Source organism: Pseudomonas sp. RA_105y_Pfl2_P56, from assembly GCF_963970845.1.
GTDB lineage: Bacteria > Pseudomonadota > Gammaproteobacteria > Pseudomonadales > Pseudomonadaceae > Aquipseudomonas > Aquipseudomonas baetica_A.
Genome location: NZ_CAXAPL010000004.1, coordinates 180,737 through 195,958 on the forward strand (window position 1 = coordinate 180,737; position 15,222 = coordinate 195,958).

13 protein-coding genes are annotated in these 15,222 nt (G+C 61.8%); 9 read left to right on the forward strand and 4 right to left on the reverse strand.

Annotation, left to right across the window (positions count from 1 at the left end; translation table 11 throughout):
* Positions 1-8: 8 nt before the first annotated feature.
* Genes AACY11_RS04830 through AACY11_RS04860 form a run of 7 tightly spaced genes read left to right on the forward strand, consistent with a single transcriptional unit; the run spans position 9 to position 6,486 of the window.
* Positions 9-1,259, forward strand: coding sequence for a type II and III secretion system protein family protein (locus tag AACY11_RS04830; RefSeq protein WP_339431869.1), 1,251 nt, complete (start codon positions 9-11; stop codon positions 1,257-1,259).
* A complete protein-coding gene (locus AACY11_RS04835) occupies positions 1,256-2,446 on the forward strand; it encodes a pilus assembly protein (RefSeq protein WP_339431870.1) in 1,191 nt (396 codons plus the stop codon). Before AACY11_RS04830 ends, AACY11_RS04835 begins: the two co-directional genes overlap by 4 nt.
* A complete protein-coding gene (locus AACY11_RS04840) occupies positions 2,443-3,714 on the forward strand; it encodes a CpaF family protein (protein WP_339431871.1) in 1,272 nt (423 codons plus the stop codon). The genes AACY11_RS04835 and AACY11_RS04840 overlap by 4 nt, the downstream gene beginning before the upstream one ends.
* Before the next feature lie 10 nt (positions 3,715-3,724).
* The gene (locus AACY11_RS04845) at positions 3,725-4,609 is read left to right on the forward strand and encodes a type II secretion system F family protein (protein ID WP_339493996.1); all 885 of its coding nucleotides are present in this window, start codon (positions 3,725-3,727) and stop codon (positions 4,607-4,609) included.
* Positions 4,606-5,496, forward strand: coding sequence for a type II secretion system F family protein (locus tag AACY11_RS04850; protein WP_339431873.1), 891 nt, complete (start codon positions 4,606-4,608; stop codon positions 5,494-5,496). The genes AACY11_RS04845 and AACY11_RS04850 overlap by 4 nt, the downstream gene beginning before the upstream one ends.
* Positions 5,497-5,506: 10 nt before the next feature.
* Positions 5,507-6,196 (forward strand): hypothetical protein, encoded by a 690-nt coding sequence (locus AACY11_RS04855; protein ID WP_339431874.1) that lies wholly within the window; start codon positions 5,507-5,509, stop codon positions 6,194-6,196.
* 11 nt (positions 6,197-6,207) lie between these two features.
* The gene (locus tag AACY11_RS04860) at positions 6,208-6,486 is read left to right on the forward strand and encodes a DUF3613 domain-containing protein (RefSeq protein WP_339431875.1); all 279 of its coding nucleotides are present in this window, start codon (positions 6,208-6,210) and stop codon (positions 6,484-6,486) included.
* Between the two features lie 68 nt (positions 6,487-6,554).
* Here the strand turns inward: AACY11_RS04860 and AACY11_RS04865 are convergent, their stop codons facing one another.
* The 4 genes from AACY11_RS04865 to AACY11_RS04880 form a co-directional block, all read right to left on the reverse strand.
* Positions 6,555-8,225, reverse strand: a complete 1,671-nt coding sequence (locus AACY11_RS04865) for a ShlB/FhaC/HecB family hemolysin secretion/activation protein (protein ID WP_339464626.1) — start codon at positions 8,223-8,225, stop codon at positions 6,555-6,557.
* A 134-nt stretch (positions 8,226-8,359) separates the two neighbouring features.
* On the reverse strand, positions 8,360-9,907 hold the full coding sequence (locus AACY11_RS04870; protein WP_339493997.1) for a collagen-like triple helix repeat-containing protein: 1,548 nt from the start codon (positions 9,905-9,907) through the stop codon (positions 8,360-8,362).
* Positions 9,908-10,210: 303 nt separating this feature from the next.
* Positions 10,211-11,065, reverse strand: coding sequence for a MaoC family dehydratase (locus AACY11_RS04875; protein WP_339493998.1), 855 nt, complete (start codon positions 11,063-11,065; stop codon positions 10,211-10,213).
* Positions 11,066-11,067: 2 nt separating this feature from the next.
* On the reverse strand, positions 11,068-12,420 hold the full coding sequence (locus tag AACY11_RS04880) for a 3-oxoacyl-ACP reductase (protein WP_339431879.1): 1,353 nt from the start codon (positions 12,418-12,420) through the stop codon (positions 11,068-11,070).
* Positions 12,421-12,591: 171 nt separating this feature from the next.
* Between AACY11_RS04880 and AACY11_RS04885 the strand changes: the two genes are divergently transcribed.
* Together AACY11_RS04885 and AACY11_RS04890 are read left to right on the forward strand one after the other, a co-directional pair.
* A complete protein-coding gene (locus tag AACY11_RS04885) occupies positions 12,592-13,869 on the forward strand; it encodes an acetyl-CoA C-acetyltransferase (protein WP_339431880.1) in 1,278 nt (425 codons plus the stop codon).
* Between the two features lie 232 nt (positions 13,870-14,101).
* A complete protein-coding gene (locus AACY11_RS04890; RefSeq protein WP_339431881.1) occupies positions 14,102-14,998 on the forward strand; it encodes a PA4780 family RIO1-like protein kinase in 897 nt (298 codons plus the stop codon).
* Positions 14,999-15,222: the final 224 nt, after the last annotated feature.

Below are 15,222 nucleotides of genomic sequence, written 5' to 3' on the forward strand. Positions count from 1 at the left end.
GCCTTTACATGCGCATACGCTTTACGCCTCTGTTCAACGGTTTGCTCTGGGCCTCGCTGCTGAGTGTCACCTCGATCGGCAGCGCCGTCGCCGCCACCGGCAATTGCGCCGCGCTGGGGCCATTGCCCTCGGTGCTGGAAGTCGGCGAAGGTTTGCAGCAGGCGTTGCAATCGCCGGTGGCGATCACGCGGGTCGCTGTAGGCGATCCGAAAATCGCCGACGTGCGTGCCACCGGCGATAAGGCCGTGTTGCTCACAGGCGTTGGGCCCGGCGCAACCACGCTGATGATCTGGACGGCCTGCGCCAGTGCTCCACGGCAAAGCATGGTGTTCGTGCAAGGTAAGGCCAGTGCAGCGATGAAGACCGTTTCCCTGCCGGCCACGGATGATCCGACCTTGCCCTCGCAGGTGCAGACCGACATACGTTTTGTTGAAGTCAGCCGTACCAAACTCAAAGAGGCCGGCACTTCGATTTACGGCAAGGGTTCGAACAACTTCCTGTTCGGCACTCCGGGCACGGTGCCCGGCACCGGAGTCAGGCCGGGTACGGTGCCGATCACTGCGCCGAACATTCCCTTGGCCAACGACATGTTCAACATTGTCTGGGGCGGCGGCAGCAGTAAATTTCTCGGCATCGTCAATGCATTGGAGGGCAGCGGTTTCGCCTACACCCTGGCGCGACCCAGCCTGGTGGCGTTGAGCGGTCAGAGCGCGAGTTTTCTGGCCGGCGGCGAAATCCCGATCCCGGTGCCCAGTGCCAACAGCAACAGCTATTCCATCGAATACAAGGAATTCGGCATCCGTCTGACGCTGACCCCGACCGTGGTCAGCCGTGACCGCATCGCGCTCAAGGTCGCCCCGGAAGTCAGTGAACTGGACTACAACAATGGCGTGACCATCGGCGGCACCACGGTGCCGGCCTTCACTATCCGCCGCACCGATACCAGCATCTCGCTGGCCGACGGCGAGAGCTTCGTGATCAGCGGCTTGATCAGCACGCAAAATGCTTCCCAGGTGAGCAAATTTCCAGGGCTGGGTGACATTCCGGTGATCGGCGCGTTTTTCCGCAATTCATCGATCAACCGCGAGGAGCGTGAACTGCTGATGATCGTCACCCCGCACCTGGTTCAACCCCTGGCGGTCAATGCACCACTGCCTTCGCTGCCCGGGGAAAAACTGCGCAACTACGACCCCAACTGGTATCGCCTGTACTTCCTTGAAAACGGCAACTTCGATAAACGCAGCGGATTATCGCAATGAGCCAGAGCCTGAATCAGACCTTCCTCGCCATCACCCGTAACGACACCGATCTTGAGTGGCTGCAAGGCGCGCTAGCACCGCTGGGGCAGGTGGTCAGTGCCGGTGGCGGCAGTCTTGATGAACTGCTGGCGCTGGTCGACGTCACCTGCGCCAGCCTCGTCTTCGTCGGGCTCGACCCCGAACATCTGGTGGCCCAGAGCGCGTTGATCGAAGGCGTTCTGGAAGCCAAACCGATGCTCGCCATCGTCGCCCTCGGTGACGGCATGGACAATCAGCTTGTACTCAATGCCATGCGGGCCGGCGCGCGAGACTTTGTTGCCTACGGCTCACGTTCCAGCGAAGTCGCCGGGCTGGTGCGGCGCCTGAGTAAACGTCTGCCGGCGGTGACGCCGAACACCCCGTTGGGTGGGCTGACGGTGCTCTACGGTGTGCAAAGCGATGCGGACGGCGCACTGCTGGCCAACCATATGGCGCTGGTGGTGCACAAGAGTGGTCAACAAACCCTGTTGCTGGATCTGGGGCTGCCCCACGGTGACAGTCTGGCCTTGCTGGGGCTGGAGAGTTCCTTCCATTTCGGCGATGCGTTGCGCCACTTGCGACGCCTCGACGCGACCCTGATCGACAGCGCCTTCACCAGCACCGAAGCCGGTCTGCGCATTCTCGCCTATGCCCCTGCCGATGAGCCGCTGGAGCGCACCAGCACTGCGGAGCTGTACATGTTGCTCAGCGCCTTGCGCCAACACTTCCAGCACATCGTGGTCAACCTCACCGGCCAGCCTGACAGCGAAGCGCTGCGCACCTTTGTCAGCCATTGCGACAAGTTGCTGTGGTACACCGACCAGAACGTGCTCGACTGCCGGCGCAATCTGGCGGTGCTGAACCAGTGGCGCGAGAAAGGCGTGAAACTCGACCACGGCCGCTTGCTGGTGGATCGCTACCTGCGCAACGTTGCGCCCGACTCAGAGGCACTGGGCAAAACCTTCGGCCTGGAAGTGATCGCCGTGCTCGCCTACAGCCCGGAACTGCGCCTGAACGCCAAAAATCAAGGCGTGACCCTGTTCGAACTGGCGCCGCGTGAAGCCCTCAGCCAAAGCCTGCGCACCCTCGGTGAGTGCCTGGCCAAACGCTCTGAAGGCCTGGCCAAACCGAAGGTCACCTGGTTCGACCGCTTGCGAGGCACCTCATGAACGGCGAGCAATTGTTCGGCGGCCCACAGCGCCAGGCGACCGGTAATACCGATCACGATGGCCTGAAACTGGTGCTGCACCGCTACATCATCGACGCCATCGAAGAGTCCGGGAAAAACCTGCTGGAGGGCTCGCGGCAGGTGCTGGCGCAATTCGTCATCGACAAAGTCGCCGAATACATCGCACGCCTGCACCTGGCGATTTCCCGTTATGAAATGGAGCGTCTGGCCGAAGAAATCGTTGATGAACTGACCGGCTTCGGCCCGCTCGAAGTGCTGCTGCGCGACAGTTCGGTGACGGAGATTCTGGTCAACGGCCCGCACAAAGTGTTTATCGAACGCGATGGCCTGCTGCACCTCAGTGACCTGCGTTTCATCGATGCCCACCACGTCGAACGCGTGATGCAGCGCATCCTGGCGCCGCTCGGTCGGCGTCTGGACGAGTCGTCACCGATGGTCGATGCGCGCCTGCCCGATGGCAGCCGGGTCAACGCCATCATCCCGCCGATTGCCCTCGACGGCCCGTGCCTGTCGATCCGCAAATTTCGCAAGGACATGCTCAAAAGCACTGACCTGATGGCCATGCAAACCATCGATCAGGCGATCTACGATTTCATTCAGGAGGCGGTGGGCAAGCGCTGCAACATTCTCATCAGCGGCGGCACCGGTACGGGCAAAACCACGCTACTGAACATTCTCAGCCAGTTGATCAACCCCAGCGAACGCCTCGTGACCATTGAAGATGTCGCCGAATTACAACTTGGCCACCCGCATGTCGTGCGTCTGGAAACCCGGCCACCGAATGCCGAGGGCCATGGCGAGGTCAAGGCCAGCGACCTGATCCGCAACGCCCTGCGGATGCGTCCCGACCGGATCATCCTGGGCGAGATCCGAGGCGTCGAAGTGGTTGATGTACTGACGGCGATGAACACCGGTCACGACGGCTCCATGAGTACCGTGCACGCCAACAATGCCCAGGATGCCTTGCTGCGCCTGGAAACCCTGGTGGGCCTGACCGGCCGCGCCATCGCCGAGCGCACCCTGCGCCAGATGATCTGCGCCGCGCTGGATGTGGTGATTCAACTGACGCGCCTGCCCGATGGTCGGCGCTGCGTCAGCGAAGTGGTGGAAGTGGTGGGCGTGCGCGAGGACGTCTATGTCACCAACACCTTGTTCCGCCTCGACCGGCGCACAGGCGTCGGTTTTCTGCGTGAGGCGGTCAACCCGGCCGGCGACAAGCTGCGCCACGAATCGACGCTCGCGCACTGAGGGCCACGGCATGCTTAAACCGCTGCTGCTGTACTTGCTCAGTCTGGCGTTGTTCGGGCAATCCATGCGTCTGTTCTATAAGGCATGGCGTCTGAGCGGTGCCACTCGTGTGATGGAGCGATTGAATGAGGGACTGCCGCATGAAAACGCCCCCCCAACGCGTTGGGCTGGCCTTGAACGGGCCTTCTTGCGCGCGGGCCTGGGGCGGCCGACCGAACGTCTTGGTGCATGGGTCTTGCTCTGGATGTTCGCCATCGTGCTGGGTCTGGCGCTCGCCGGATGGATCGGCGTACTGGTGATGGTGGTGTTGCCGCCAGTGGCCGTGCGGTTGTACGTCAGTTGGCGCTACCAACGGCGCTTGCGGCGGATGATCGAGCAACTGCCGCAACTGCTCGATTACACCGTGCGCAGCCTGAAGTCGGGTCGCACGCTGGCCGACGCGGTGCTCGGTGGCATCGAGGCCAGCGAAGAACCGCTGAAAAACGCCATGGACCGGGTGCAGCGCAACGTCCAGTTGGGGGTGAGTTTGCCGGACGCGGTGTCGGATCTGGCCGAACTCTACGAGCGAGACGAGTTTCGTCTGTTCGCCCTTGGCCTCAAGGTCAATCATCGCTACGGCGGCAATGCCAGTGAGTTGCTGGAAAACCTGATCAAGATGATCCGCGAACGCGATCAGGCTGCGCGCCAATTACGCGCCATGACCGGTGAAACCCGCCTCACCGCGTGGGTGCTGGGATTGTTGCCGATTGCCATGGCCGGGTATTTCCTGATGGCCAATCCGGTTTATCTGGTCGCCATGTGGCACGACCCGTCCGGGCAGCGAATGCTCGCCACGGCGTTCGGCATGCAGGTGATTGGCAGTCTGTTGCTCTGGCGGATGTTGCGCAGCCTATGACGACGCCTCTGATGATCAGCGCCTTGTTGTTGCTCGGCGCCGCCGTGTTACTGATCGCCCATCTGCTGGAGCAGCGTCGCCGCGCGCGGCAAATCATCCGGCGACTGGACGGCGACCTGATTCGCGAAAACCGCCTCGGCAACCTGTTGCAGTCGCTCGGCGAGAGCAAGGTCGGGCAGCACAGCGTCAAGCTCGACAACGAAACGCAAACCCTGCTCAGCCGTCTCGGCTGGCGCAGCGCACGCCAGCGTTCGCTGTTCGCTGCATGTCAGATCGGTGCGCCGTTGTTGATGCTGGCCCTGGCAGTGCTGTTGCAATCGGTGTTTTTCCCCACCGTGGAAAAACAATGGATCGCGCCGTTGTTCGCCCTCGGCGTCGGCTACCTGCTGCCCAAGCGGTTGCTGGTGATGGCCGTTGCCCAGCGACAGAAACAACTGGCCAGTGAGATCGGCACGTTTATTCCGTTGCTGCGCATCCTCTTCGAGTCCGGCATGGCCGTGGAGCAGGCACTGCGTGTGCTGAGCCATGAAGGCCAAGCGTTGCTCCCCGTGCTGACTCATGAGTTGCGCCTGGTGCTGGCCCGGGTCGACTCGGGCCTTGAACTGGGCGAAGAACTGAACAAGGCCACGCAACTGTTGGCGGTGGATGAGTTCACCGACACCTGCGTGATTCTCCAGCAGTTGCTGCATCAGGGCGGTGGGGCGATGAAATCGCTGTTGTCGCTCAAGCAACTGCTCGATGACCGGCGCCTCACGCGCCTGCAGGAATACATTTCGAAGATGTCGGCAAAAATGTCCGTCGTGATGATGCTGTTTCTCTTCCCTGCATTATTGATCGTCCTGGCCGGCCCGGGCTTCACCGCCCTGGCCAAGGCATTGGGGGCATGAAGGAGTGGTGATGAAAGCAATGATGGCTGGTGTTTGCCTGTTGTTGCTCGGTGGCTGTGCCAACACCGGGCAAAACCCCTGGGAGGCGCTGACCAGCAGCGCCAGTTGCGGCAAGTTGAGTTCCGATCAGCAACTGTCGCTGAACCTGGCCGACGACATGGCCAACGAAGGCAAGCTCCACGCCAGTCTGGCCAACCTGCAAAGCCTGCCGGACAACCTCGCCGATGTGCGTCTGCGCAAGGCCAGGGTTTACCGCTTGCTCGGTCGCAGCGAGGCCCAACCGTTGTATCGCAGCTTGCTCGGCACCTGCCTGGCGGCCGAAGCCGAACATGGTCTGGGACAACTCGCGGCCGCGAAGTCCGACTACGGCCAGGCGCAGGCGCACCTGCAACGCGCCGCACGCCTGGCCCCGACCGACGAAAAAATCCGCAACGATCTGGGGGTGGTCTACCTCAATCAATTGCGTATCGAAGATGCGCGTTTTGAATTCCTCACCGCCATGGAACTCAAGCAGAGCGATCAATTGGCCGCACTGAATCTGGTCACGCTGTTGCTGTATCAGGATGACTGGAACCGCGCCGCCGAACTGGTCAGCCGCCTCGGCCTGAGCCCCGCACAGTTCAGCGAAGCACAGAGCCGCGCGGAAAAACTCAAAGTGCCGAGCCCATCTCCCGCCGCCGTTACGGCGATGCTCAAATAAGGAGACCCGCGATGAAAGCCATCATTGTTTGCCTGGGCTTGCTGGCCCTGCCGCTCACCAGTCACGCCATCGACGCCGGCCCGGCCTCGGCCCAGCAACAGGAAACCGAAGGCTGGCTGCTGCTGCAAAGCCGCAACAAAGTGGCCTCGCCCATACCTCAGACCCAGACGCCGACTGAGCGCGAACTGGTGATGCAGCGTTGGCTGAAAAGCTACCAGCATGAAATCCCGCCGTTTTTCGATCAGGAGCAGGGTGGCAAGGTCAGCAGTGGAACGGGTGGCGGCGGCTGACAGTATTCAACAGGCTCGCCGCGTCATCGTTCTTCGCGAGCAAGCGTTCTGACAGGCGCCAGCCGGTTCTATAACTGATAACTGAAACTGATGCTGTACCGTGCCCGGCGGTTGAACGTGTCCAGTGCTTCATCCGACATTGCCTTCGCTGCCTCCAGCGAAATGTTGTAGTACTTGGCATCGCCGAACCTCAGCCCGACTGCCGCCGACGACAGATTGTTGGCCTGCACCGGCAGTTTATTGAACCAACTGCGCGAGCGATCGAGCACCACGTAGGGTTGCAGGATGCGCAGCCAGTTGCCGTCGCGGTTGAAACTGTAGTTGACCTCGTACGCCACCCCCCAGCCCTTGTCGCCGGACGCCTGATCGTCGGGGTAGCCGCGACCGAAATTCTGCCCGCCAAATACCGCGCGTTCGCTGTCGGGCAAGGTGTCGTCGCTCCAGTACAACGCGGCCGAGAGCACGCCTTGCCAGTTGTCGAGGAACTTGTCGCTTTGCACCCCGGACAGGCGCAGACGCAAGAAATTGAGGTCCAGCGCGCTGTTGTTGGTTTTCGCCCCCATGCTGTCCAGCCCTTGATACAGGCCGCCGCTGAGGATGCGCAGTTGCCGGGCATCGGCCTTGCGCCAGTCGCTTTCGAAGGCGAGGGCGCGGATGTCGGTGCGCTCCTCGACGCTCAGCGGGTAGCCGATCACTTTATAGCGGGTCTTGTCGTTGACCGCGTAGAGCCGCGAGCCGGCGGTCAGCAGTTCGTTGGGCGCTGCAATCAGCGGCAGGGTGAAACCGATCGAGTAGCGATCATTCTCACGGTGCGGTTTGAGTTGCAGGCCATTGTCGAGCAACACGTTGGTGCCGGGGTCGGCACGGTAGCGTGAGGCGGACAGGGCGAGTTGCGTACCCTCGCTGTCGAGGAACTGGTTGTAGTCCAGGCGATAGTAATGCTCGTGGTCGTCACCCGGTGGGAACAGACCGCTGAGGGTCAGTTGTTCGCCCATGGACGTTTGCGAGTTGCTGCTGACGCCGAGCAGGGCCTGCGTGCCGTTGCGGTTATCTTCGGTGGTGCTGAGCGTGCTGGTGAACGGTTTGCGGCTGGCCTGGGCGACCAGCGTCGTGGCACCATCGGTGGTGCCGGGTGGCGGCACCTGGGCCTGAATGGTGACGCCGGGAATGCGCGTCATCAGCGTGGTGTAGCGCTCGAAAGTCTTGCGGGTCAGTGGCCGTTCGGCCTGGATTTTCGCCGCCAGTTTGTCGAGCAGGCCTTTGACCCGGCCGACGTCGCCCTGCATTTGTATGTCGCGAACATAGCCTTCGACCAACACAACGCGCGCCACGCCGTCGTCGAAACTTTGTTGCGGCAGGAACGCGTAGGACAGCAGATACCCATCCTGCTGGTAGCGCCGGGTGATGTTGCGCGTGGCTTCGATCAGGTCGGCGAGGCTGCTCTGGTGACCGATCAGCGGTTTGTAGATGTCGGCCAATTCGTTGAGCGGATAGATCGTGCCGCCTTCGATCTGCACGGTCTTGAGATTGACTTTGGTCTGCATCATCAATGGCTGTGCGGCGGCTGCGCCGGGGTCAGGCACTTGCAGCGGCGTAGCCGTCGGGCGATAGGCGTCCGCCGGTAGATTGGGTACGGGCAGGTTGCGAATGGTTTCGTTGCTATTGAGGAAGCTGGGGAGGGTGTCGGCGAGGGCGGCGGAACTGAGACTGAGGAACAGCAGGGATGCCATAAAGCGCATAGGACACTCCGTGGTCAGATCACAGCGCAGGGCTGATGTTCTCCTAAGAAAGAAGCGGAAGACTCGTAGGAATCTTCCGCCCTCAACCAAGAGTAGGCGCTGTAGGTGCGGCCGTCGAATCGGCCAGGTGCAATTTAGTGTTTGTTACCACCCAGAGCGCCGGTCAGGCCACCCAGAACACCGCCCAGACCACCGGTGGTGCCGCCGCTGGCGGTGCCTCCGTTGACCAGACCGCCAGCGGCAGTGACGACACCGCCGACGTTGCTGACCAGGCCCCCGACAGCGGTAGTGACCGGGTTATTAGTGGCGGCAATCGCACCGCCGAGATTGCTCACCGCGCTGCCGGCTTGGCCGGTGAGGCTGGCCACAGGACTGCCCAGACCCGTGGCGGCGCCCACCTGTTGCGTCAGGCCGGTGACTGCGCTGGTGACCGGGTTGAGTGCGCCGCCGACATTGTTGCCGAGCGCGGCCAACGGCGCGGTTGTGGAGGTGATCGGGCTACCCGAGCCACCGAGGACAGTGTTCAGCGAGGCGACAGCATTGCCCAGCCCGCCCGCCGTCACGCCACCGGCACTGACCGCGCCATTGGTGCTGCCGGCGTTCAAGCCTGTGCCCACGTTGACGACGGCGCCGCCGACCGTTTGCAGCAGGCCAGTACCGCCCAGGCCACCACCGAGACCGCCAAGGCCACCGCCCACGCCGCCACTGGAGCCGGTGCCGTTGGACACCAGGCCGCCAGCCTTGCCGGTAGCGGTGCCTGCGTTGCTCAAAGCGCCGCCGAGGGTGTTGCTCAGCGCATTGCCATTGCCGGCGCCAGTCACCTTGTCGCCGACACCGTCAACGGTGCTGCCGACTTTCTGGATCACGCCTTGGAGTGGGTCACCCAGGCCGGTGGCATCGCCGACTTTGTCGGTGGTGCTTTCGACCATGGCGATCACTGGTACCAGACTGCTGCCGAGTTTATTGGTCAGTTGGCTGGTCGGGCCGTTGCTGAGGGTGGTGTTGAGGGTATCGCCGAGCATGGTGACTTTCTGGCCGACACCGTCGAGCACCGGTGCGACTTTGGTGACCACGCCACCGACCACTGGAACGCTGCTGGTCGCGGTCGCCAGTTTGCCACTGAGGTCGGACACGCCGTCGCCGACATCCTGCACCACGCCACCGACCGAAGCCACGGTGGTGGTCAGGCCGTTAGGGTCGGTGGCGAGTTTGCCGATGCCGTTGGTGACGCCGTCACCCAGGGTCGTGACCACATTGCCGGCGGTTCTTGCCGCGCTCTGCACGACGCCACCGACCACAGGAACGGTGCTCAAAGAGTCGCCAATCTGGCCGACGCCATCGCCCAGGCCACTGACGGTTGTGCCGACATCCTGTACGAGGGTGGTGGTCACCAGTCGTGCGGCGGGCGGATTGGTTGGATCGGTTGGGTCAGTCGGATTGGTTGGGTTGGTCGGATCGGTGCCGCCCGTGCCGCCAGTACCACCGGTTCCACCTGTGCCAGCGGTATCACCGCTGCCACCGCTGCTACCAGTCCCGCCAGTGCCGGCGGTTGAACTGTCTGGCGAAGAACTGCCGGAGCTGCTGTGATGGCCGCCACCGCCGCTGCTGCAGCCAGCGAGACCAAGGGAGAGGATCAATGCCAGAGCAATTGCTGATTTGCACCACACGTCTTGAGTTTTCATGATTGAGATTCCTTGCACCTGGTACAACGTTCGTTGTCTTCGATGGCTTGCCGGTCTGTCGCTGGCAATGCCTCGTCCGTGGTGCCAATCTCGATCCGGGCGCTGATTCACGCCATTCTCTAGATGGTATTAACGCCTTTATATATAGGCTGTTCGCAGTGCCTAAGGACTAATACCCAAGCGATAAGCGCGCAAAAAAAAGCCTTGAAAATCAAGGCTTGGTGTTCTTCGAGTCAGGGCAAAAGCCGGAAGAAAACTTAAGTTATATATATACAATTTATGGGTGTTCCCCGGCGCATGAGGTCACCCCATCGGCTGCCAGCGCCCAACCATATGCTCCAGATTCTGCGTGCCGACCAACTGCAACTCTCCGCTGGAGCCCGCTGCTGTGGCGAGCAGTGTGACCTCGCTGGGCAGTCGCACCGGTTTGCGAAAGTACACGGTGATTTCAAGGTTGGCCTTGGGCAAGTGATCGGCCAGCGCCGCGAGCGTGCGCGCCTTGTTCCACAAGCCATGGGCGATAGCGGTAGGGAAACCGAACAGCTTGGCGCTGGGCGCACTCAAGTGGATCGGGTTGTAGTCGCCCGAGACCTTGGCATATTGCCGGCCGATGTCTGCCGGGGCTTTCCACTTCGCCACCTCCACCAGCGATTGCGAAGGCTCCCAGTGCTGCTCCAGCGGTTCGCCATCGAGCTTAACGCCGCGACAGAGCATCTGGCTTTCGGCTTCCCACAACGGCCCGAGTTGATCATCCAGCGTGGTCAACACATCGAACGTCGCGCCTTTGGGATGCGGTTGCAGATTGTGCACCCGCACGCTGATTTGTGCGCGACTGATCCCGCCCATCGGCCGCAACACACGAATGCGGTTGCGCAAATGAATCAGCCCCAGCAGCGGAAACGGGAAGTCCTTGGCCGTGAGCAATTGCATCTGCAACGCGAAGGCGAGGATGTGTGGATACGTTGGCGGCAACAGACCGTCGTCGGCAAAACCGCAGACCTTGCGGTAGGCGGCCAGCCGTTGGCCATCGACATCAACGAAGCAACGCAAACCGCTGTCGGGTAATTGCGTGCCGGTGATCTTGCGTCGCGTCGCTGCCCGCGCATACAGCCCGGGAAGGCTCGGTTCACGGTCCAGTGTGTGCCATTCGATGCTCATGCCTAAGCCCCCAGAACACTTTGTCCACAGACCCGCAACGCCTGCCCGGTGAACGCGCCGGTACCCGGTTGCGCCAGCCACGCCACCGCCTCGGCGACGTCCTGCGGCAAGCCGCCCTGGCCCAGCGAGCTCATGCGGCGCCCGGCTTCACGCAGGCCAAACGGGATGTGGGCAGTCATCTGGGTTTCGATGAACCCCGGCGCCACGGCGTTGATGCTGATGCCACGTTCCAGCAGCGTCGGCGCCCAGGCTTGCGCCAGACCGATCAATCCGGCCTTGCTCGCGGCGTAGTTGGTTTGCCCACGGTTGCCGGCGATACCGCTGATCGAGGCGAGCAAAACGATTCGCGCGTTGTCGTGCACAGTGCCGCTGTCGAGCAGAGCCTTGGTTAGCACTTGTGGCGCGTTGAGGTTGACCGCCAGCACGGCGTCCCAGAATTCCGGGGTCATGTTGGCCAGAGTTTTGTCACGGGTGATCCCGGCGTTGTGCACCAGAATGTCGAGGCCGTCGGGTAGCTGTTCGATCAGTTGTGCGCCAGCGTCTTCGGCGCAGATGTCGAGGGTAATGCTGCGCCCGCCAAGGCGCGCGGCGAGGGCGTCGAGATCAGTCTTGGCCGGCGGCACGTCAAGCAGGATGACGTCAGCACCGTCGCGGGCCAGGGTTTCGGCGATGGAGGCGCCAATGCCTCGCGCAGCACCTGTCACCAAGGCTTTGCGTCCAGCCAGTGGCCGTGTCCAGTCGGTGACCGGTGTCGCACAGGCGGTCAGGCGAATCACCTGCCCGGACACGAACGCACTTTTCGGCGAAAGGAAAAACCGCAGCGGACCTTCCAGTTGATCTTCGGCCCCTTCGCCAACATAGATCAACTGCAGCGTGCCGCCGCTGCGCAGCTCTTTGGCCAGCGAGCGGGAAAACCCTTCGAGTGCCCGTTGGGCGCTGGCGGCGAACGGATCTTCCAGGGTTTCCGGCGCTCGGCCAAGCATCACCAGATGGGCGCTGTGCTCAAGATTTTTCATCAACGGCTGGAAAAACTCGCGCAGTTGCTTGAGGTGGTCGGTGTGCTGCAAATGACTGGCGTCGAACACCACGGCCTTGATTTTCGGGCCATGGCCGGGAATCCACGCGGTGGCCATCGACGGTTCGGTGCCATAGCTGTAGATCGCATCGGTCAGGCGGTTGGCGAACGCATTGACGCGCTCAGTCAACGGCCCGCCCCCGATCAGCAGTGCACCGTCCACCGGCCGCAGGCGGCCGCCCTGCCAGCGTTCCAGCCGCACCGGCGACGGCAGGCCCAGAGCCCCGACCAGACGATGGCCGATGGACGAATTGGCGAAGTCGATATAGCGGTCAGACATGGAACGCTCTCCAGAAGTTGGGGTTCAAAGTGTGGACTACCCACGGCAATCAATCGTTCGATCCAGGCAATAAGGCCTACGCTAGAACAGCAGAGTAGTTTGCCCAGGCTGTTTTGTTGCCGGCTCCCACAAGGTTCCAGGTGAATCAGGATATTCAATAAGGAGGTTTTCATGAGTCAGTTGCGCCGCGTCGCGATCATCGGCGGTAACCGTATCCCTTTCGCCCGTTCCAACGCCCCGTACGCCACGGCCAGCAATCAGGCGATGCTCACCGCTGCCCTCGAAGGCCTGATCGAGCGCTACAACCTGCACGGCCAGCGCATGGGCGAGGTGGTGGCAGGCGCGGTGCTTAAATTGTCACGGGATATGAACCTGACCCGCGAATGCGTACTCGGCTCACGTCTTTCGCCGGCTACGCCTGCCTATGACATCCAGCAAGCCTGCGGCACGGGCCTTGAGGCCGCGTTGCTGGTGGCCAACAAAATCGCCCTCGGGCAGATCGATTGCGGCATCGCCGGCGGTGTCGACACCACCTCGGATGCGCCGATCAGCGTCAACGAAGGCCTGCGCAAAATCCTCCTGCAAGCCAATCGCGCCAAAACCACGGGTGACAAACTCAAGGCTTTCCTGCAACTGCGGCCCAACCATCTGATCCCGGAGTTTCCGCGCAATGGCGAACCGCGCACCGGCCTGTCGATGGGCCAACACTGCGAATTGATGGCGCAGACCTGGAACATTGCTCGCGAAGATCAGGATCAACTGGCGCTTGAAAGTCATCACAAGCTCGCCGCGTCCTACAGCGAAGGCTGGCACAACGACCTGATGACGCCGTTCCTTGGCCTGACTCGCGACAACAATCTGCGCCCGGACCTGACCCTGGAAAAACTCGCCTCGCTGAAACCGGCCTTCGAAAAAAGCGCCAAAGGCACGCTGACGGCGGGCAACTCCACACCGCTGACCGATGGAGCCTCTGTGGTCTTGCTGGGCAGTGAGGAATGGGCGAAGGAACGTGGTTTGCCAATCCTGGCCTACCTGCGCGATGGCGAGGCGGCGGCGGTGGATTTCGTCAACGGCGCCGAGGGCCTGTTGATGGCGCCGGTGTATGCGGTGCCACGGTTGCTGGCGCGTAACGGCCTGACCCTGCAGGATTTCGACTATTACGAGATTCATGAAGCGTTCGCCGCGCAGGTGTTGTGCACGCTAAAGGCCTGGGAAGATCCCGAGTACTGCAAAACCCGTTTGGGGCTCGATGCGCCGTTGGGCTCGATAGACCGCAGCCGTCTCAATGTGAAGGGCAGTTCGTTGGCGGCCGGGCACCCGTTTGCTGCGACAGGTGGGCGGATTGTCGCGAATTTGGCGAAGTTGCTGGACGCGGCTGGGAAGGGCCGGGGGCTGATTTCGATTTGTGCGGCGGGTGGACAAGGGGTTACGGCTATTATCGAGCGTTGACGCCCATTTCACTGTGGGAATGGCGTCATGTCAGATTCTGTCGCAAATGCCCTCAACGCCATTTGCCAACATTCATGACCGGCTCCGCTATGATTCGCAGCGGTCGATTTTCCGGCACAGTGTGTGCATCTTCAACGTTCACAGGTCGGCAACCCCTCCCCGAGATGCGAGGATTGCCGTATAACGAGTGACATTCGCGTGTTTGGTAATAAAGGACCCACAATAAAAGCTGATGAAGACTCCAAAACGCATTGAACCCCTGATCGAGGACGGTCTGGTCGACGAAGTGCTGCGCCCACTGATGAGTGGTAAAGAAGCAGCTGTTTATGTGGTGCGCTGTGGCAATCAGTTACGTTGCGCCAAGGTCTACAAGGAGGCGAACAAACGCAGTTTCCGCCAGGCGGCCGAGTATCAGGAAGGCCGCAAGGTGCGCAATAGCCGACAGGCTCGCGCCATGGCAAAAGGCTCCAAGTTCGGTCGCAAAGAGACCGAGGATGCCTGGCAGAACGCCGAGGTGGCGGCACTGTTCCGTCTGGCCGGTGCCGGGGTGCGAGTGCCCAAGCCGTACGACTTCCTCGATGGCGTGCTGTTGATGGAACTGGTGGCCGACGAATTCGGCGAGGCCGCGCCGCGTCTGAATGACGTCGTGCTGGAGCCTGATCAGGCCCGCGAGTATCACGCGTTCCTGATTTCGCAGATCGTGCTGATGTTGTGTACCGGTCTGGTGCACGGTGACCTCTCCGAGTTCAACGTGCTGCTGACACCGACCGGCCCGGTCATCATCGACCTGCCGCAAGCGGTGGACGCGGCGGGCAACAACCACGCGTTCAGCATGCTCGAACGTGACGTTGGCAACATGGCTTCGTACTTCGGCCGTTTTGCGCCGGAGTTGAAGAAGACCAGGTACGCCAAGGAAATGTGGGCGCTGTACGAAGCCGGCATCTTGCACCCGGGCAGCGTGCTGACCGGCGAGTTCGACGATCCGCAGGATCTGGCCGACGTCGGCGGGGTGCTGCGTGAGATCGAAGCGGCGCGGCTGGACGAAGAGCGCAAGCAAGCGATTCGGGCAGCCGATGATGAGCCGAAGGGCAAGTCAGAGGAACCACCGCCACCACCGTGGATGCAATGATCGTTTAGAAAAACCGGCTTCGGCCGGTTTTTTGTGCCCGCCTCATTCCCGTCTACACCGAAGTTCCCCTGTGGGAGAGGGCTTGCTCGCGAAGGGGCCTTGTCAGTCGTCATCAATGTTGCCTGATACAACGCTTTCGCGAGCAAGCCCGCTCCCACAGGTTCTATGGTGTTCTTCCAATGTGTATGGGAATCTTGTTCGCCTGCGCGCACTCAAGGACTGAA